This is a genomic window from Luteibacter sp. NPDC104163, assembly GCF_055584245.1.
In genome coordinates this window covers 100,140-118,187 of sequence record NZ_JBVJMK010000005.1, presented here as the reverse complement: position 1 = coordinate 118,187, position 18,048 = coordinate 100,140, and the positions used below count along the sequence as shown (strand labels likewise).

20 protein-coding genes are annotated in these 18,048 nt (G+C 67.0%); 10 read left to right on the top strand and 10 right to left on the bottom strand.

What is annotated here, in order from left to right:
* Positions 1–51: 51 nt before the first annotated feature.
* Complete coding sequence (locus tag ACZ6YI_RS08445; RefSeq protein ID WP_465778239.1) at positions 52–3,471, bottom strand: response regulator; 3,420 nt, start codon at positions 3,469–3,471, stop codon at positions 52–54.
* Positions 3,472–3,662: 191 nt separating this feature from the next.
* Here ACZ6YI_RS08445 and ACZ6YI_RS08440 point away from each other — a divergent pair, with 191 nt between their 5' ends.
* The 3 genes from ACZ6YI_RS08440 (at position 3,663) to ACZ6YI_RS08430 (ending at position 6,164) form a co-directional block, all read left to right on the top strand.
* Positions 3,663–4,085, top strand: a complete 423-nt coding sequence (locus ACZ6YI_RS08440; RefSeq protein WP_465778238.1) for a low affinity iron permease family protein — start codon at positions 3,663–3,665, stop codon at positions 4,083–4,085.
* A gap of 106 nt (positions 4,086–4,191) precedes the next feature.
* Positions 4,192–5,472, top strand: a complete 1,281-nt coding sequence (locus tag ACZ6YI_RS08435; protein ID WP_465778237.1) for an NRAMP family divalent metal transporter — start codon at positions 4,192–4,194, stop codon at positions 5,470–5,472.
* Positions 5,472–6,164, top strand: coding sequence for a hypothetical protein (locus ACZ6YI_RS08430; protein WP_465778236.1), 693 nt, complete (start codon positions 5,472–5,474; stop codon positions 6,162–6,164). Before ACZ6YI_RS08435 ends, ACZ6YI_RS08430 begins: the two co-directional genes overlap by 1 nt.
* Before the next feature lie 81 nt (positions 6,165–6,245).
* Here the strand turns inward: ACZ6YI_RS08430 and ACZ6YI_RS08425 are convergent, their stop codons facing one another.
* From ACZ6YI_RS08425 to ACZ6YI_RS08410, 4 genes are read right to left on the bottom strand one after another with little or no spacing between them, the layout of a single operon-like run.
* On the bottom strand, positions 6,246–7,190 hold the full coding sequence (locus tag ACZ6YI_RS08425) for an NAD(P)/FAD-dependent oxidoreductase (protein WP_465778235.1): 945 nt from the start codon (positions 7,188–7,190) through the stop codon (positions 6,246–6,248).
* A 2-nt stretch (positions 7,191–7,192) separates the two neighbouring features.
* Complete coding sequence (locus ACZ6YI_RS08420; RefSeq protein WP_465778234.1) at positions 7,193–8,050, bottom strand: NAD(P)H-hydrate dehydratase; 858 nt, start codon at positions 8,048–8,050, stop codon at positions 7,193–7,195.
* A complete protein-coding gene (locus tag ACZ6YI_RS08415; protein WP_465778233.1) occupies positions 8,050–8,796 on the bottom strand; it encodes a histidine phosphatase family protein in 747 nt (248 codons plus the stop codon). The genes ACZ6YI_RS08420 and ACZ6YI_RS08415 overlap by 1 nt, the downstream gene beginning before the upstream one ends.
* Before the next feature lie 39 nt (positions 8,797–8,835).
* Positions 8,836–9,375, bottom strand: coding sequence for a response regulator (locus ACZ6YI_RS08410; RefSeq protein ID WP_465778232.1), 540 nt, complete (start codon positions 9,373–9,375; stop codon positions 8,836–8,838).
* A 366-nt stretch (positions 9,376–9,741) separates the two neighbouring features.
* On the opposite strand from ACZ6YI_RS08410, the gene ACZ6YI_RS08405 reads away from it, so the two are divergent.
* From ACZ6YI_RS08405 to ACZ6YI_RS08385, 5 genes are all read left to right on the top strand, one after another.
* Positions 9,742–10,173: a DUF421 domain-containing protein gene (locus ACZ6YI_RS08405; protein WP_465778231.1), complete on the top strand. Its 432-nt coding sequence runs from the start codon at positions 9,742–9,744 to the stop codon at positions 10,171–10,173.
* Positions 10,174–10,253: 80 nt separating this feature from the next.
* The gene (locus ACZ6YI_RS08400; protein WP_465778230.1) at positions 10,254–11,387 is read left to right on the top strand and encodes a glycosyltransferase; all 1,134 of its coding nucleotides are present in this window, start codon (positions 10,254–10,256) and stop codon (positions 11,385–11,387) included.
* Positions 11,388–11,455: 68 nt separating this feature from the next.
* A complete protein-coding gene (locus ACZ6YI_RS08395; RefSeq protein WP_465778229.1) occupies positions 11,456–12,529 on the top strand; it encodes an acyl-CoA dehydrogenase family protein in 1,074 nt (357 codons plus the stop codon).
* A gap of 14 nt (positions 12,530–12,543) precedes the next feature.
* Positions 12,544–13,275, top strand: a complete 732-nt coding sequence (locus ACZ6YI_RS08390; protein WP_465778228.1) for a PIG-L deacetylase family protein — start codon at positions 12,544–12,546, stop codon at positions 13,273–13,275.
* The gene (locus tag ACZ6YI_RS08385) at positions 13,272–13,841 is read left to right on the top strand and encodes a class I SAM-dependent DNA methyltransferase (RefSeq protein ID WP_465778227.1); all 570 of its coding nucleotides are present in this window, start codon (positions 13,272–13,274) and stop codon (positions 13,839–13,841) included. Before ACZ6YI_RS08390 ends, ACZ6YI_RS08385 begins: the two co-directional genes overlap by 4 nt.
* Positions 13,842–13,880: 39 nt before the next feature.
* Here ACZ6YI_RS08385 and ACZ6YI_RS08380 read toward each other — a convergent pair whose 3' ends face one another.
* Positions 13,881–14,621, bottom strand: coding sequence for a hypothetical protein (locus ACZ6YI_RS08380; protein WP_465778226.1), 741 nt, complete (start codon positions 14,619–14,621; stop codon positions 13,881–13,883).
* A 14-nt stretch (positions 14,622–14,635) separates the two neighbouring features.
* Complete coding sequence (locus ACZ6YI_RS08375; protein WP_465778225.1) at positions 14,636–14,950, bottom strand: helix-turn-helix domain-containing protein; 315 nt, start codon at positions 14,948–14,950, stop codon at positions 14,636–14,638.
* Between the two features lie 116 nt (positions 14,951–15,066).
* Between ACZ6YI_RS08375 and ACZ6YI_RS08370 the strand changes: the two genes are divergently transcribed.
* Positions 15,067–15,420, top strand: coding sequence for a hypothetical protein (locus tag ACZ6YI_RS08370; RefSeq protein ID WP_465778224.1), 354 nt, complete (start codon positions 15,067–15,069; stop codon positions 15,418–15,420).
* Between the two features lie 61 nt (positions 15,421–15,481).
* Here ACZ6YI_RS08370 and ACZ6YI_RS08365 read toward each other — a convergent pair whose 3' ends face one another.
* Positions 15,482–16,183 carry a response regulator gene (locus tag ACZ6YI_RS08365; protein WP_465778223.1) on the bottom strand — a complete coding sequence of 234 codons (702 nt, stop codon included), beginning with the start codon at positions 16,181–16,183 and terminating at the stop codon, positions 15,482–15,484.
* 187 nt (positions 16,184–16,370) lie between these two features.
* Between ACZ6YI_RS08365 and ACZ6YI_RS08360 the strand changes: the two genes are divergently transcribed.
* On the top strand, positions 16,371–16,655 hold the full coding sequence (locus ACZ6YI_RS08360; protein WP_465778222.1) for a hypothetical protein: 285 nt from the start codon (positions 16,371–16,373) through the stop codon (positions 16,653–16,655).
* A gap of 14 nt (positions 16,656–16,669) precedes the next feature.
* Here the strand turns inward: ACZ6YI_RS08360 and ACZ6YI_RS08355 are convergent, their stop codons facing one another.
* Complete coding sequence (locus ACZ6YI_RS08355) at positions 16,670–17,428, bottom strand: glycosyltransferase family 2 protein (protein ID WP_465778221.1); 759 nt, start codon at positions 17,426–17,428, stop codon at positions 16,670–16,672.
* Between the two features lie 223 nt (positions 17,429–17,651).
* Complete coding sequence (locus tag ACZ6YI_RS08350; protein WP_465778220.1) at positions 17,652–17,831, bottom strand: DUF3606 domain-containing protein; 180 nt, start codon at positions 17,829–17,831, stop codon at positions 17,652–17,654.
* Positions 17,832–18,048 lie beyond the last annotated feature (217 nt).

Here is an 18,048-nt window from a genome sequence, read left to right as displayed (position 1 = left end):
TGACCCTCACGTCGGCGCCCATGAAATAGCACGGGCGCGGTCAGCCAACATCTAGCCGGTCAGCCATACGCGTAAAAGCGACAGCAGCTTATCCACATCCAGCGGTTTTGCCATGTAGTCATTTGCCCCCGCGGCCAGGCACTGGGCCTGGTCGTCGGCCATCGCCTTCGCTGTCAGCGCAATGATGGGCAGCTTCGCCCAGCGCGGGTTTTGCCGGATTTCCCGCATCGCCGTGAAGCCGTCCTTGACGGGCATCATGATGTCCATCAGCACCACGTCGACCGGCTCGTCCGCCGGAGCGTGGGTTAGCGCATCGACGGCCTCTTGCCCGTTTCGGGCGATCGACACGGTGCATCCATGCGGCTCGAGTACGTTCATCAGGGCGAACACATTTCGCACGTCATCCTCGGCCAGCAGGATCCGCTTGCCCTCGAGAACCGCGTCGCGGTCCTTGGCGAGGCGAATCATTCCCTGCTGGGTCTCGGGCAGTTCCTGGATCACGCGATGCAGGAACAGGGTCACCTCATCGAGCAGGCGCTCGGGCGAACGGGCGCCCTTGATGATGATTGAGCGCGAATACCGGCGCAGGCGCTGCTCGTCGGCCGCCGAGAGCTCGCGGCCGGTATAGACGATGACCGGCGGGAACGCGTGGGTCTGGCTCGTGCTCAACGTCTCCAGCAGCGCGAAGCCCGACGTGTCCGGAAGCGAAAGGTCCAGGACCATGCAATCGAACGTGTGGTGGGTCAACTGTTCCAGGCATTCGGCCGCGTTGCGCGCGCCGACGGTCTCCACCTCGGCCGAGTTCAGCAGCCGGCGGACCGCATCGAGTTGCACCGCATCGTCTTCGACCACCAGTACGCGCCGCGGCCGCAGCGACAGCCGGCGTTCGAGCGACGTAAGCGCCTCAGTCAGGGCTTCGGGCGTGACAGGCTTGACCAGGTAACCCATCGCACCCAGCGACAGAGCCGCGTGGGTATGATCAGCCGCCGAAACGATGTGTACGGGAATATGCCGCGTACGCATGTCGTGCTTGAGGGTATCCAGCACGTAAAGACCCGACTGATCCGGCAGCCCGATGTCCAACACCACCGCGTCGGGCAGATGCTCGCGGGCCAGGCGTATACCCTCGGCCGCGGAAGCGGCGACGAGCGTACCAAAGCCCAACGCTTTCGCGCGTTCGCCCACGATATCGGCGAACACCGGCTCATCCTCGACGATAAGGATCAGTCGCTCGTCCGTTCGCCGCATGGTCGGTCGCGTACCGGCCGCCGGCGTGGGCTGGACAGACACCGCCGGTGCCGGCATGGCTGGCTCCGGCGGTGAGCTGGGCGCGGCGGCCCGCGGCGCGGTCTGAGGCTCCAGACGAGTTGCGATCGACAGGCTGAAGGTGCTGCCGCGTCCCGGTTCACTGGCTACGGCGATCTCGCCGCCCAGGAGGTGGGCGAGCTCCTGTGAAATTGACAGCCCCAGGCCGGTGCCACCGAAGCGTCGGCTGATCGATCCATCCGCCTGCTGAAAGGCGCCGAAGATCCGGCCCTGCTGATCGACGGGGATGCCGATGCCGGTATCGGTGACATCGAAGCGGATTCGCCCGCCGCGCTCGGCCCGCACTCGTACACCCACAGCGCCCGTCTCGGTGAACTTGATCGCGTTGGCGAGCAGGTTCTTCAGGACCTGCTCGATGCGTTGGCGGTCGCTCTCGATCACCGGTGGGCAGTCCGGATCCGCGACCACGGAAAAGGTCAGGCCTTTGTCTTGGGCGATCGGCTCGAACAGTGCCACGAGGTCGCTGAGCAAGCGCTCGACGGTGAGCGGCTCCACGTGAAGTTCCACATGACCGGCCTCGATCTTGGACAGGTCAAGGATGTCGTTGATCAGGACCAGCAGATCGGTACCGGAGGCATGGATCGTCTGGGCGAATTTCACCTGCTCATCCGTCAGATTGCCTTTTGGGTTGTCGGCCAGCAGCCGCGAGAGGATCAGCGCGGAGTTCAGCGGCGTGCGCAACTCGTGCGACATGTTGGCCAGGAACTCGCTTTTGTACTGGCTGGCCTTCTGTACTTCCTGGGCCTTGGCGTCCATTGCCAGATTCGCCGCGGCCAGCGCATCACGTTGCGCTTCCAGCTCGTCGGCTTGTTCGGCAAGCTGGACGTTGGTCTGTTCCAGTTCGGCTTGCTGGCTTTCCAGTTCGGCCTGCGAGGTGCGCAAGGCCTGACTCTGTTCTTCGAGCTCCTCGTTGGAGACGCGCAGTTCCTCACTCTGGGTCTGCAGCTCTTCGGCCTGGCGCTGGGTTTCCTCCAGCAGGCGCGCCAGGTCGGCACGGTATGCGGCTGAGCGCAGCGCCACCGCAATAGCGGCTGACGCCTGGGTAAGCAAGTCCATGACTTCCTCGCCCACGGCCTGGAAGAAGCCAAGCTCAACCGCGCCCAGGACCTGACCATCGCTTGCCGCCGGGGCGATCACCAGATGGCGCGGCACCGCCTCGCCGAGCCCCGATCCGATCTTGAAGTACGTTTCAGGCACGTCATGGATCAGCAGCGGGCGTTGGTCGGCCAATGCGCGACCGAGCAGGCTGGCATCAGTGCTCATATCGTGGAGGGCGGCGGCGTTCGCCAGGCCGGCACTCGCAAGCGGGACCAGCCGTGCTCGATCAGTGGCGAAGGCTATGGCGGCCTGCGCGCCGGTGAGCCGGGTTAGCAGCGATACCACGGCGTGGCCGAGTTGCTCGGCCGATTGCTCACCCGCCAGCACGTTGGCCAGCTCCAGCCGTCCTGCCTGTAGCCACGCCTCACGCTGGCGAGCACGGCTGGTACGCCGGATGAGCACGCCAACGAACACGGTAAGGCCAATGCCAAGCAACGCACTCGCGCCACCGGAGACCAAAGCGGTAGTGTACGCGCGCTCCATCTCATTCAATCGCCGAGCGCGCTGCTCAGCTTCGGCCGCACCCATCGCGCCGAGCCGCGTCCGGATATCGTCCATCGCCGCCTTGCCGCGGTCGGAATTGACCACGGCCAGCGCGGCGTCCAGGCCCTGGTCGCGGCGAAGGGCGATGGTCTGGGCCAGTTCGGCCAGCTTGTCCTCGGCACGGGCCTTCAACTCCACCAGCCGGGCCAGTTGCGCGGGATCGTCCGCCAGCGCCGCGCGCGCGACGTCCAGGCGGCCGGGGATGACGTCGATCGCGGCGCGGTAGGGTTCCAGGTAGGCCTCGTTGCCTGTCAGCAGATACCCCCGCTGGCCGGTTTCGGCATCCTGCAAGCTGGACAGCACGTTGGTCAGTGCCGCGATCGCCTCGCGCGAGCGCATGACGTTGGCGTTGCCGATCTGGATGGCTTGCACGTTGCTGCCCGCCAGCCAGCCACTGGCGACAAAAAACAGGATCACCGTACCCAGAGCCAGCCAGGTGCGGCCATCGGCGCGTGACGTGCGGGAGAAGGTCGTCGTTGAGGAGCTCATGAGGATCGCTAGCAAGGGCAACCCCTTACGGTACCACGTGCTCAGTGGGCTATCGGTGGCTCGATTGTCCGCGCACCGCCAGCTCACGCCACGCGACGGCCGGTGGCAAAAAATCGACCACGCTCCGCCGTGCAGGGGGGGGGGCATGAAAGGTGCAAGAAAGGTACAAGGCGTCTATACACTAGATGTTTATTGGGAGATGGCGCGTGGCCAAGGGTTCACTTTTCAATCGTTTGACCACCTGGGCAGCAAGCGCCGCGGGTTCTCCGACCGCGTCGATTGGTGCGGCTGCGCTGGTCGCTGTGTGGGCTGCCTGCGGTCCGTTGTTCCATTACAGCGAAACCTGGCAACTGGTCATCAATACCGGCACGACGATCGTCACCTTCCTCATGGTGTTTCTCATCCAGAGCTCGCAAAACCGCGACGCGTGCGCCGTGCATCTGAAGCTGGACGAAATCATCGGCGCGTTGCAACACGCCAACAATGAGGTAATGGACCTGGAGGGGCTGGACCAGGCCACGCTCGACAAACTGCGCAAGGCCTATGTACGCAAGGCGGCGAACGCACGCGGCGGCGTGGGCAAGGACACCGCGGTGCAAGCGACCAGCGACAGGAGCCCTTCGCAGTAGGTTGACGAAACGCCCGGCACGCTGTCGTGCCGGGATCCTGGCTTTGCTCGGCACGGCTATGCCGATTACCCCTTCCTGCTCCGCCTGATTTCGGATCGAGCGTGCCATGACCCAGACCTCTTCTTCGTCGAACACGCCGTGGTGGAAACGTCTGGGTGCGGGACTGGTCACGGGGGCGGCCGACGATGATCCCAGCGGCGTGGCGACTTATTCGCAGGTCGGTGCGAAGTATGGTTTCGCCACGCTGTGGACGCTGTTACTCGCCCTGCCCTTGATGATCGGCATTCAGCTCATCAGCGCGCGGATCGGCCGGGTCACCGGGCGTGGACTGGCGGACAACATGACGCGAAATTTCCCGGCCTTCTGGGTCTGGATCCTCGCGGTCTTGTTAGTCGTGGCCAACGTCATCAACATCGGCGCCGATTTGGGCGCGATGGGTGCGGCGGTCAACCTGCTGGTCGGCGGGCCTACCCTGGTGTACGCCTGTGTCCTGGCCGTCGTATCGACCGTTTTGCAGGTCTATGTCCCCTTCGGTCGCTACGCGCCGATCCTTAAATTCCTGGCCTTGAGCTTGCTCACTTATGTCGCCACGGTCTTCGCAGTTAAGGTGCCCTGGGACGAGGCGCTCAAAGGCACCATTGTGCCGGCCTTCCAGGGCACCGCCGCATACGCCACCGCGATCGTGGCCATCCTGGGCACGACGATCAGCCCCTACCTCTTCAGCTGGCAGGCCGCTCAGGAGGTGGAGGAGATCCGCGAGAGCGACGAGCGGGAGCCATTGAAGCAGGCCGGCCACCAGGCGCCCGACGCACTGCGGCGGATCGCCTTCGATACCTCCGTGGGCATGGTGGTCTCCAATGTGGTGGCCTTTTTCATCATCCTCACCGCGGCCGTGGTCCTGCACGCGCACGGCAAGACCGATATCAAGTCGTCCTCGGAAGCGGCCCAGGCGCTCAAACCCGTCGCCGGGCGCTTCGCGTTCGCCCTCTTCTCCATGGGCATTGTCGGCACCGGCATGCTCGCCGTACCGGTACTGGCCGGTGCTACCGCCTTCACGGTCGCCGGTGCCCTGCATGCGCCGTACGGGCTGGAGCACAGGCCGGGCAAGGCGAAGGTGTTCTATGGGGTGCTTGTGGGCGCCATGCTGTTCGGTGCCCTGCTCAACCTCACCCCGATCGATCCGGTGCGGGCGTTGTACTGGAGCGCGGTGGTCAATGGCGTCTGCGCCGTGCCGATGATGGTGGCCATCATGATCATCGCCGGTCGGCCCGCCACCATGGGCGAGCATTGCCCAGGCCGCGGGCTGCAGATCCTCGGATGGATCGCCACGCTCGTGATGTTGGCGGCGGCGGTCGTGATGTTCGCGACCATGGGCAAGGGGAGCTAGTGCGCAAGCCGCCGCGGGCCGTTCATCGATCCGCCGGATATCTCAGGCTCATCGCGATCGCCGGCCTCTGCGGGGGCGTCGGTATGCCGGCGCGGGGGGCCGGCGGCGCCTATCTGGTGGATGACGCCTCGGTCACGCCGGCCGGGCATTGTCAGCTGGAGTCCTGGGTCCAGGCCCTGGCCGGTGGCCAGTCGCTGCTGACCGCGAATCCGGCATGCAGCATCGGGCCCGTTGAATGGACCGTGGGCGTCGCAGCACAAGCGCATCCGTTCCAGCACCAGGAAGCCCCGGCAGTCAAATGGATGCTCCGCGATCCGGACAAGGCGTCGTGGGGCCTGGCCCTGCAGGCCAATGTCACCTACAGCAACGGGCATGTACTGACTCAAAGCACCTACGGCGCGGCCACCTTCGTCCTGGATGCGGCCAAACGTTGGAGCCTCAACGCGGAGTTGGGCGAACTGCGACGGCAAGGAAGCCACTTCCGCCCGCTGGCGGGAGTGGGTGTGGAGTGGAAAGCCAGCGAGGTCATCACCTTGCTGATTGAACACCTGCGCTCGTCCCAGGGCCCGTCGGTCTCTCAGGCGGGCATTCGCTGGATCGCAGGCAAGAGCAGCATCGATCTGCTGGGCGGAGCCAACAGTCTGGCCCGCCATGATCGATGGCTGACGCTGGGGTGGAATAAGGCCTTCTGACCCCGCCGGGGCGCACGGAACGCCCGCAGGCGGCGCGCACATTCGCAGCATCGGCGCCCCGCCCCACGTTGTCCAACGACGTTAGCGCGAGACCGGTTTGGCATCTGCGCTGGCTTCGCGCAGGTTGCTCGGCAGGCAGTGGTGGATGCGCGTGGCGGCGATCGCGCCTTGGCCGACCGCCACGCTGACCTGATTCAGTCCCGCCACTACGTCGCCAGCGGCGTAGAGGCCGGGCACACTAGTTTGCATCGTCGCGTCGGTGACGAGCTTGCCATCCTCGTCGAGGCGCGGCGCAAGCGCGTGCAAGAACCGAGTCGACGGCGTACAGCCCAGTACCGGATACAGCGTGTCGAATCGGTGGGTGCCGCCATCGCGCGTGTGCGCGGTGCATCCGCTGTCGTCGAAGGCCAGACGTGCCAGGGGTGGAAGGACCGCCACGCCCATCCGCGCGCCATCGTCGATCTGTCGTTCGGTTGCCTTGTCGCCCGGGCCACCGATGACCGTGACCTGCGATGAAAAGGTCCGCAGGAAGCGGGCGTGCTGAAGTGCCTGGTCAATTGGCCCATGCACCGCGATCGCCTCGTCGCGCGCCTCATAGCCGTCACACACGGCGCACAGGCGCATGGCGCCCGAGGCGATCGCCGCGGCGGCGTCCGAGATTTCCGGCAAGGTGTCGACAATGCCACTGGCCACCAGGACGGTGCGCGCGACCAACGCTTCATGGGTCGTCCGCACTACAAAGCCTGAGTCATGGCGCTCGACCGTCGTCACCTCGGCCTCGCGCACGCGGGTGCCGTAGTGTTCGGCCTGGGCGCGGAAGTGCGACAGCAGTTCGCTGCCGGCGACGCCGAACGGATAGCCCGGACAGTTGTGACTGATAGGGATCCAGCGGGCACGTGACTGGCCAGCGTCGATGATCAGGATGCGCCGGTGGTAACGCGCCAGATAGGTGGCAGCCGTCAGCCCCGCCGGCCCGGCTCCGACGATGACGCAGTCATACACCGTCGGCGCGGTCGGACCGGTCATAGTCAACGCGCCTCGAGCCGAGCCAGTATCTGGGGAATGCGCGGCAGGAGTTCCCGCGCGAGAAAGCCGACCGGGGCGATCTGGCGCGACGCCATCACGCCGGCGCGCGCATGCACCGCCACGGCCCAGCACGCCGCTTGCGCCAGGCTCGCCCCGCGCGCAACGAGTCCGGTGAGGACGCCAGCCAACACATCGCCCGACCCCGAGGTGCCCAGCCCCGGCGCGTCAACCTCGTGCCGCCACAGCTCGCCGGCGGGCGTCGCAATCCACGTCGTGACGCCCTTCAGTACTACCACCGCGCCGAATTCGACCGCCGCTTCGCAGGCGAGCTCGGGGCTGTGCCGCACGACTTCATCCGGGCGCAGGTTGAGCAAGTCAGCCATCTCGGCCGCGTGCGGCGTAATCACCAGCCGCCCGTGCGCTGGCTTTAAGGCGTCGGCATGCAGGCTCCCGGCATCCGCGACGACGACGCGGGCCGCTCGGGCGACCTGCGCCGAGGCGGGCGACGCGCCCGTCGCCATGCCGGGCCCCACAAGCACGACCGCCGCATCGCGCAGGCGGTCGACCGCCCCGCTGTCCAGCGCGCCGAGCTCACCCGATGCATCGAGGGCTACCCCGATGACCGCCGACTCAGGCATCACCAGAGCCATGGTTTCGCTCAGCGACATCGCCGTCAGCGTCACCAGCTTGCCTGCACCGGCGCGCAAGGCCGCCTCACCGGCCAGGAGCACGGCGCCAGGTACGGCGCGTGAGCCGCCGACGACCGCCACCCTGCCCCGGTCTTCCTTGCTCGTGCTATCCGCGGCCGACGGCAGCGGCCAGCGGCGCAGGGTCGCGCGGGTAAGCCGTGCCGCGTCCATCAACGCGGCCCCGCCGGAACGTCGGCTTCGCCGGTGACGGCGACCTCGCGCACCGGCGGCGGGACGACGCGTCCGTGCCGCAGGCGAAAGGTCACCGCGGGGTCTTTCACGACGTCATATTCGGCATAGCCGCAGTTGGGAAAGTCACCTTCACGGTCAATCGCCAGAATGTCCGACTCACGCATACCCTCGAGCAGGTAACGAAAACAGTTGACGATGACCTGGTGGCCGACCACGACCACGCGGCAATCCGGCCGTGTCAGGCGAATGCCGTCGACCACGCTGCGCAGGCGAAGGATGACGTCGCACCAGCTCTCCCCGCCTGGCGGCCGGAAGTAAAACTTGCCAACCAGGCCGCGCTGGGCGGCCAGCTCCGGGTACTTCGTCTCGATGCCCTTGCGGGTGTAGCGATCAAGGATGCCGAACTCCTTCTCGCGTAAGCGTTCATCGACCTCGATAGCGGACGCGTCGAGCGCCAGGGCTTGTGCGAGCGCCGCCGCGGTCTGATGGGCGCGCACGAACGGCGAGGACAGGATGGTGTCGGGACGCTCGTTGGCCGGCAAGCTTGCCAGCCATTCGCCCAGGGCTTGCGCCTGCGCGTGGCCCAACGGCGACAGCGGTGTGTCCGCATCGCGGTTGTTCAACGCAATCAGCTCGTCGCCAGCCGCTTCAGCGTGATCGCGCAACACATTCCCCGCACTTTGCCCGTGCCGGACGATGTAAAGCTTGCCCGCTTTTTCCTGCATGATCGTTCCAGCGTCGCCTTGACCGGCTCAGGATCCCGGTCATCCCGTGAACTCGGCGTGGGAAGCGCAGCACAACGCACAGCGCAACCGCTGCGGTTTCGCAGCTTGACCGACTCCCTGGCCCTGATAATCCCTTCCGGGGCACTGGCGCTGTGGCGGGTGTGCGCAGCGTATGGCGTCCGAGGTGTCTGGCGCACCCGATGCGCAACTCCCGCGAATCAGGCCTTCCACGGCGTCGATCAGGGACGCCACCGACGTCGGCTTAGGCCGCATTACGCTTCGGTCAAGGTCCGCTGGCAAGTCACGGCTGTCGAAGGATGCGACGAACGCATAAGGGATCGAGCGTGCCAACAACGCGCTAGCCACAGGAAACGACAGGCCGTCGGATAACTGAACGTCGAGCACGGCTGCATGGGGGACATGCTGCTCGATCGCTCTCATCGCCTGTGTGATCCCGGTCACCGGGGCCACGATCTGGGCCCCTTCGCCTTCAAGGACGGATGCCCCAAGCTCGGCCATGATGTCGTTATCTTCCGCCACCGGGATGCGGTGGCCGTCCAGCCGGGGAAGCCTACTCACGAGATCGCCGTGACACATACCGGGCGCTAGCCTGCCCTAGCCTGGCCGCGCATGCTTTCACGGCTCGTTGACAGCGAGGGAGCACGCTGGACCGGCGTGGCGCGGACGCCCGATAAGCGGCCCCGCCGCTCCCGCCGTGCGCTCGGACATCGCGATCCGGTGCGGGCACCGTCGCGTCGGAAGCCCTGACGACCGTCTGCGTCTCCCACGGCGCACGCGGCGTGCCCAAGGCGCGGTTACGGTCGGACCCGCGCCTCGCGGTTGCGTTGCCGGCACGGTCGTGTGCACTGTGGTGGCCTTCGGACTGTTCAGGGTCTCACGATGCAAGACGTTTTTACTCTTTCGGCGCCGTGGTGGACATTTCTCGTGCGCGGCGCGATCACCTACCTCGGATTGCTGATCCTTATGCGCCTGGCCGGCAAGCGCAGTTTCGGCGAATTGTCCGCCTTCGATGTCGTGGTCATCGCACTGGCCGGCGGCACGCTACGCACGGCCATCATTGGCGACGATCACGGTCTGGCTGGACCGTTTCTTGGCGTGATCGGCATCTTGCTGGCCGACAAGGCCATCGCCTGGGCGTCAGCCCGCGCCCCTTGGTTCAATCGCGTGATGGAGGGCTTCCCCACCGTCCTCATTCGCGAAGGGCAGCGCGATCCGAAGGCGCTTCGGCGGCAAAACCTGACCGACGCCGCGCTGGACCGCGCGCTGCACGCCGTTGGCCTGGAGGACGAGCGCGACATCGTCCTGGGTCGTCTCGAGCCGAACGGGAAGATCACGCTGGTGAGGCAGCGTGACTAGGGTCGTAACGCCGAGGACCCGCCCGATGCGGCGCGTTCACGGGCGGCGAGGTTAGCTACCGGACCTGTCAGGAGGCCGCCTTGGAACCTTTCTGCACCTTGCGGGTCCGCACCCATGGCGTCCCTCTGGCGACGCGCGGTGCGTCATTCGCTGCCGTGGCTATTCCGGTACGCAACGAGGCGCGGCGCATCACGAGGTGTCTGGATGCCTTGGCGGGGGCCGCGCAGGCCCACGGCATGCGAGCACACATTATCCTGGCCTTGAACGGCTGCACCGACGGCACCTGGGCCGTGGCCAACCGTCATGCGGAACGCTACCCCCTGCCGGTAACCGTCGCCGACATTGCTCTGGTACCGTCGGCCAACCACGCCGGCGGCGCACGCGCTGCGGCGTTACGGCTTGCCCTGGAGTCCGGCGGCGACCGGCCGGCGGCGCGGATCTTCACGACTGACGCCGACACGCAGGTGGCGCCGGACTGGTTCATCCGGGCCCACCGCGCGCTGGACGAGGGTAACGATGCCGTGGCGGGCATGACCCACGTCGCATCGCCCCGCCATTGGCCCGTCCACGTCCGACAACGTCAGGCAATCGAGCGCCGGCTGCATCGGCTGCTGGATGAAATCGATGCCCTCTGCGATCCGATAACCCACAATCCGTGGCCAACGCATCGTCAGGCATCGGGTGCCAATCTCGCCTTCCGCGCCTCCGCGCTGCGCTGCCTGCCCACACTGCCGATGCCTTCCTGCGGCGAGGATCGCGCGTTGATTCAGGCGTGCCACGCGCAGGACCTACGCGTGCGTCACGAGTTGACGATGCGGGTGACGACCTCGGCGCGCCTGCACGGTCGGGCAAGCGGCGGCATGGCCGACACGCTGTGGCACCAGGTGCATGATCCGGCACAGCCCTGCGACATGGCGCTGGAACCGGTGTCGGCGCATATCCTCCGCGCGCAACGACGCGCCCGGGCGCGAGGCCTCTTTCGCCCAGGCATGTCCGCGTTTTCGCTCGGGCAGGCTTTGGAACTGGATGGCCCCGCAGCCGCCGGTGGACCGTGTCACTATTTTGGTCAGGCATGGCAGAGGCTGGAGAGACTCGTCCCCGCTCTGGCGCGGTGCCCGCTGTGCGCCGATGCGCTGCCTGCGGAAATCGAAGCGGCCCAGGCCTGGCTGGCGGCTTCGCGCCTTAGCGCCGGCCCCTGCGGAGCGGCCGCATGAGCGTACATGCGCTGCATAGCGATGGATCCACGGCGCGCGAGAACGTGCTTCGCGTGCTCGATGGGGCGATGGCCGAGCTGGCATTGTTGGCGGGGGAAGATGATGCAGCTGGATGTTTCCCATCGACAGCGATGGGACGGCTGCGCGCAGGCGGCCTTTTGACCAGCGTGCTGCCGGTCGATGAAGGCGGGGCGGGCCTCGGGGTCGAGCGCCATGCGACCGTTACCCTGTTGACGGTGTTGATCCGGCTGGGCGCGGTGCATCTTTCGCTTGCGCGCTTGTTCGAAGGGCACGTCAACGCGTTCGCCCTGCTATGGCAGTACGGCACCTCGAGCCAGCGCGTGCGCGTCATGCGCTACATTCGCGAGGGCGGGCTACTCGGCGTGTGGAACGCGCCCCTGCCCGGTGCACCCTTGCAGCTGACGGCCGATGGCGAGCACTTCCGGCTGCTCGGGAGCAAGGCCTATGCCTCGGGAGCCGGTGCGATCCGGCGGCCGTTGCTGACCGCGACGACCGATGATGGCCGCTTGCTGATGCTCTGGTGCGATGTCAGCGCGGCGGCGGTGGACCTGTCCGGCTGGCGAGTGCATGGCATGCGCGCGACGGCGACCGGGACCGTACGGCTTGACGGCGTGATCGTCGCCGCCGACGAGCTGTTCGGCAGCGATCAGGACTATCATCGGCAGCCGGCCTTCGCCGGTGGCGCATGGCGCTTCGTCGCCGCGCAGTTGGGCGCCGCCGGGGCCTTGGTGGATGCCTTGCGGCAGTCGTTGGTGGATACCCAACGCGATGGCGATCCGCACCAGCGCGCGCGACTGGCCGAAGCCACGATGCGCCTGGAGACGGCGCGCCTGTGGACCTATGCGGCCGCGCATCGCGCCGAAGATCCCAGCCAGACACCGGATGATGTGGTCGCTTACGTTGGCATGACACGCCTGGTTGTCGAAGAGGCCGCGATGGCCATCATCGCCCTCGTGCAGCGCTCGATCGGCCTGCGCGCCCTGCATGAGGCTCACCCGGCCGAGCGCATCTGCCGCGACCTTGCGACCTATCTTCGCCAGCCGGTGCCGGATGCCATCCGCGACGCCAGTGCACAGGCCGCGCTCGATGCCAAGGGCGCCCAGCTGGACCGTTGGTCGTGAGGGCGGAAGGGCCGGTGCGCCCCCTGGAGGACTACCATAGCGCCCTGGCGCACCTGCCCCGGGTGACCCCTGAGGCGCTGCTGAGGCGCCGGCGATTGATGGTGGTCGCGCCGCATCCGGATGACGAAAGCCTGGGCCTGGGCGGGTTGATCGCGGCCACGCGAACCCTCGGCCTGCCGGTGGTCGTTGTCTTCCTGACCGATGGGGAGCGTTCGCACGTCGACTCACCCACCTGGCCGGTCGCGCGACTGGCCGCACAGCGCCGAGCCGAGGCGTTCGCCGCCCTGGCGATACTGGGCGTCGATGAGGCGGGCGCGCACTTTCTGGGTCTAGGCGACACCCAGTTGGCGGACCTCGACAGCCACCAATGCAAAGCCGCCGCCTGGCAGCTCGCCGCATTCGCCACCTCCGACACGCTGGTGTGCGTTACCGCCCCCACTGATCCGCACAGCGACCACCAGATCGCGGCGGCCTTGGTCCAAGAGGCACCGTGGCCGGCGGGCGTCGAGATCATGCATTACCCGGTATGGACGTGGACGCGCCCCGTACACGAACTGCCCGCTACGCCACCCCTCGGCGTGCGCGTCGCCATCGACCCGCACTCGCCCTGCAAGCGCGCCGCTATCGCCGCGCATCGCTCCCAGCATGGCCAGCTGATCCATGATGCGAGCGAGGCCTTCGTGCTCGATCCGGCGTTTCTCGACCATTTTACCGGCCCGACCGAGACGCTGCTGTGGCCCCGGTGAACTTCGACGCCGCGCATTTCGACGCGCTGTATCGTGACAACGCCGATCCATGGGATTTCCGTACGAGCGCCTATGAGCGTGCCAAGTACGCCGCCACGGTGCAGGCCCTGCCGCTTGGGCGCTACCGCCACCTCCTCGAACTCGGCTGCTCGATCGGCGAACTGACCGCGCTCTTGGCCCCCTGCGCGGACCGGCTGACGGGCGTGGAAACCTCTGCCGTCGCCCTCGACATCGCCCGGGCGCGTTGCGCGGCTTATCCCCACGTGCACTTCGTGCAGGCCCACCTGCCCGGCGGACCCTGGGAGGCGGCCTACGACGCGGTGGTGCTATCGGAAGTGCTCTACTACCTCACCCTGCCCGCCATTGATGAACTGGCCGATCGTCTGCAGCGGTGCGCGCCGCAGGCGGACCTGGTCCTGGTTCACTGGACCGGCATGACCAATTATCCGCTCTCCGGGGATGCGGCGGCCGAGGGCTTTCGATCACGGGTGCCGTCAGCGCATTGGACGTGTCGACGTACACCGTATTACCGCTGCGACGTGTTGCCTCGCGCGCCGACACCGTAGGCCCTCCGGGCTTCCCGGCGACCCATGGGCCGCCTCGCGCTAACGCCGAGGTAGGGCGCGGTCGTAAAACGGGACGAGCGACATACTGGCCACCCCGGCGGTATGGGACGGTTCGTCCGGCAGGAATCGCACCAGCGGCACGGGCCATCCGGCGTGTTGCGCACAGGCGATGGCCGAGGCACGCAACACGGCGTTGGCCGGGTGCACGAGGCCAAGCACCATCTGCTCACCACTGTCATCATTCCGGTCCAGCCGGTACAGGTACGCTTGGGCGATGCCATGAAGGTCGCACCAGGGCGTCAAGGCGCGCGCAAGCGGCGCGGTCTCATCCAAAGCGGCGCGAAAGGCCCAGGGCGCCGTCAGACTGGGTTGCTCACGGGCCAGCCCCTTTGCCCACAGCACGTCACGCATGAGCGCATGATCGGCCGCGGTGATGTCCCATCCCTTCGCGGTCATGGGATTGACCACGAAGGGCAGTGCCGGCGTGATCGATAGCAGTTCACGCATGGCCACCCGCACCATCACCGCAGGCGGCGGCAGCACGTGAGGGAACTGGCCCGGATGGGTGAATAGCGGCACGCACGCCTGCCCCGTGACCGAGCGTTGCCATCGCACCAGGTTAAGCCACGGTGCCGCCGCGCCTTCGCCCGGCGGTCGGTAGAGCAATGCGCGTATCGGCGCCACCGCCAGACGGGCCAAAAAGGGCTCGCGCTGCATGGGATCCGCCTGCGCGCCCGCAAGCGCCAAGGCCAGTTCATCGTCCGCTGGCACTGCGTGCATACGTCTCCTTGAGGTTAGCCGTCGGCTTCGCGCAGCAAACGGTCTTTTTCGCTGACCGGCAACTTGGCAAAGGCCAGGATCATCCGGGCCAGACGCTCCTCCCCGGCGAACAGGTATGCAGGGGGTACATCCAGCGCCGCGGCCAGCCGCTCGACCGTCCCCAGATCCGGCTGATGGATTCCCTGCTCGTAGCGATTGATCCGGGTACTGGCAACGAAGGGATCGAGTCCGGCGTCCAGCCCCAGTTGCTTTTGCGATAGCTCTTTCATCTGGCGGGCGGCCTTCAGGCGGTGTGGGAACACCTCATGCAGGGCAAGGGGTCGGGGCATGGTGGCGAGCCGGCAGTCCAATGGGACTACGAGACTCGTAACTTTGCCTTGCGTCCGATACTACGAGTTTCGTAGTATCGGACGCAACCACCGCTGCGCCGAGGCTCAGAGCCGCCTTGCAACTCCTACTGGACGATGATTCGGACGTGCCGCTGCCGTTGGATGCCCCGACGCGCGAGGCCTGGCTGGTCCAGTGCGGACGCGCCGAGGGCGCCGGCGCGCTGGAGCGGCTGAAGCACCGTCTGGCGCAACGTTTTGCCATCAGCCTGGTCGAGTGCCTGGACGCGGACCTGAAACCGCCCACGGCGGCGCAATTGAGCTACGCCACGGATATCGCCCGTCAGCTGGGACTGAACCTGCCGGCGGAAGCCATCCGCTTCCGCGGTGAGGCCATGGCGTTCATCCGCCGGCACGCCCAGGCCCTGCGTGATCTGCCGTCTACGCCCCCTCCCCCGCTGGACGAAAGCTAGGGACACACCGGAACGGGCGGCCACGGCCCGTCAGCCACCCCAGGGTTGGGGCGGCGCTCGCTTATTTACCGGCGCAAGAGCGTTCCAGCAACGCGATCAACTGCCGGCTCTGGTAGGGCTTCTGCAGCAGCGCAACGCCCTCGGGTAACCCCAACGACGGGCTTATATGGTGGCCGGAGGTCGTCACGACGCCCAGCTGCGGCCAACGCTCGCGCACGAGGCGCACGAGCTCGTCGCCATCGAGCGCGCCGGGCATGTGGATGTCGGTGAAGACCGCGCACACGGGCAGGTCCCTCTCCAGTACGGCGATGGCCTCGACCGCGTCCGCCGCAGGGACGGCTGTCCACTGCGAGCCCTCGAGCAACTCGCACACCACCTCGCGCAAGACCGGATCATCTTCGACGACCAGTACTCTCCGGATCGGCTGGACCGCTTCATCAGCAGCCGGCGCCACGGGGGCTTGCAGCCTGTCGCCGGCCGGACGCAGGTTGACCCGGTCGACCAGCGCGCGCACCTGGTTGCACAGGTCCCGCGCCTCATCGGCGGAAGCGAAGAACAGGATGCGCCCGCCTTCGACGCTCAGGCGGGAACGCCGCAGGGACTCTCCGGACCGCACCACCTCGTCCGCCACGGCGGCAATCCATGCGTCGTCAGGCACGCCTTCCAGCAGGGCGCTCAGCGGCGCATCCGTCACGGTGTCGACGGCAGACTTGAGCACCGGCACGTCGAAACCGAGGATGCGCGGGGCGGAGGCAGAAGGCATGGGTAGCTCGGGCGAGGCAGAGGCGAGACAAGCATCAGGAAAGCGAAGTGTGCCGCGAGGCAGGCCTCAAGCGATGATGACACAAGACCGCGGCAACGAGGGTGTCGCGCTCAATCCCCTGCCTCCACATTGCCATGATCGCCCGTCGTCGAAGCTGTAGCCTCCAGTTTGACGGAAAGACCTGCACATGGATCTGATGGCGCAGCTGCGCAGTCCCGAGCCGCTGGGCTGGATCGCCTCGGTGATTCTGTTATCGACGATTGCCCGACAGATCTGGCGACAGGCCCACGCCCCCACTGTCGAGGGTGTGTCCAAATGGCTCTTCATCGGCCAGATGACGGCGTCAGCGCTGTACCTCACCTACAGCGTCCTCGTTGCAAACCCGGTGTTCATCGCCAGCAACGCGGCGCTGCTGATCGCCGGCGTCACCGGGCAGGTGATCTACGTGCGACGGCGCCGCCGGCAGCAATGAACCACTTCCCGGGGTCACCGGGTTCGCTCCACGGCCGGTCCAGGACGGGCGCCCCGCTCGGGCGTGGAGGGTGGCGGCTCGTCGGGCCGACGGCGGACGCCGAAGCGAACCATCGCGCCGACCACGTAGCCCACAATCGGTAACAGATCACGCACGGGACGAAAGTGACTAGCCCGCAGGGTCGGCTGATAGCGCGCGCGGATGGGCGCGAAGGTAATGCGCGTGCCCAGGCGTCGCGATGCCTCCACCAGCGTGGCGGTCTCGAAGACGAAGTGGTCCGCGGGTACGCCGTCGAGGTTCAGCACCGCGGCCGGGTAGTAACGAAGTCCGCTCTGGGTATCGGGCAGTGGCTGGCCGGCGGCCAGCGAAACCGACCAGTCCGCCAGCCGATTCGCCGCGCGGCGCAGCGCGGGTTGGGAGTCACGATCCTTCAGGCGCGCTCCGACGACCAGCGCGCGTGGTTGCTGCTCAGCGGCGTGGAGCACAACCGCGACGTCCTCGGCCCGATGCTGTCCATCCCCATCGAGCGTGATCAATCCGTCGTAACCCGCGGCGCGAAGCGCCTCCCATCCCGTGCGCAGCGCTCTGCCCTTGCCTTGGCGCTCCGGATGGCTCAGCACCCTGACGTGGCTGGCCAGCGCGATGTCCAGGGTGCGGTCGGTCGAACCATCGTCGACCACAACGATCGGCAGCCCGAAACTCGCCAGATCGGCAAGCACTCGCGCGAGGGCGCGCTCCTCATTCAGACACGGCACCAGGAACGCGACTTTCATAGGGCAGCCCTCGATCGTGAGACTTCGACCCTAAGCCCACGTTCGCCGAGCGGGTGTGAACGAGGAATGGCGTCATTGGAAAAGTCCCCGGCATGCCCCGGCCGCCGACGTCGAGGGCGCCGGTCGGCGCCTCTTTGGTCACGATCGGCGATCCATGCTAAGCGCGTACTTGCGCGTTCCGAATCCGTCAAGCGACTGGGCGTCTCATCCTGCGCGAGCTGGCCTAGGATTTGTCGAGCGCGCGACGGACGTCCTCGGCCATCGGACCGACCCGATCGACCACGGCGCGCAGCCTCTCTTCGGTTACACCGAGCGCCTCGGTCCAGTAACGCACTTCGTAATCTTCCGACAGGCTGATCCGCTTGCCGTCGGCCGGGCCGCGCTGCTTCGTGTCATCACTCATGACATGGCTACTCCGGTTAAGACCAACACGGAGGCTCTCACCGCCGGCGTCAAACCACTGCAAAGGCCCCGGCCGCCGCGCTTCTGCCGACGCGGCTCTATCCACCAACGCGGTTCCGGTCCGCCACCGGATCGTAGCCCACCACCGAATCCCATTCCCCGGATGGCTGCTCCAGCTTCAGTTCCACCCGAACGAGGTCGAGGAACGAACACGCGCC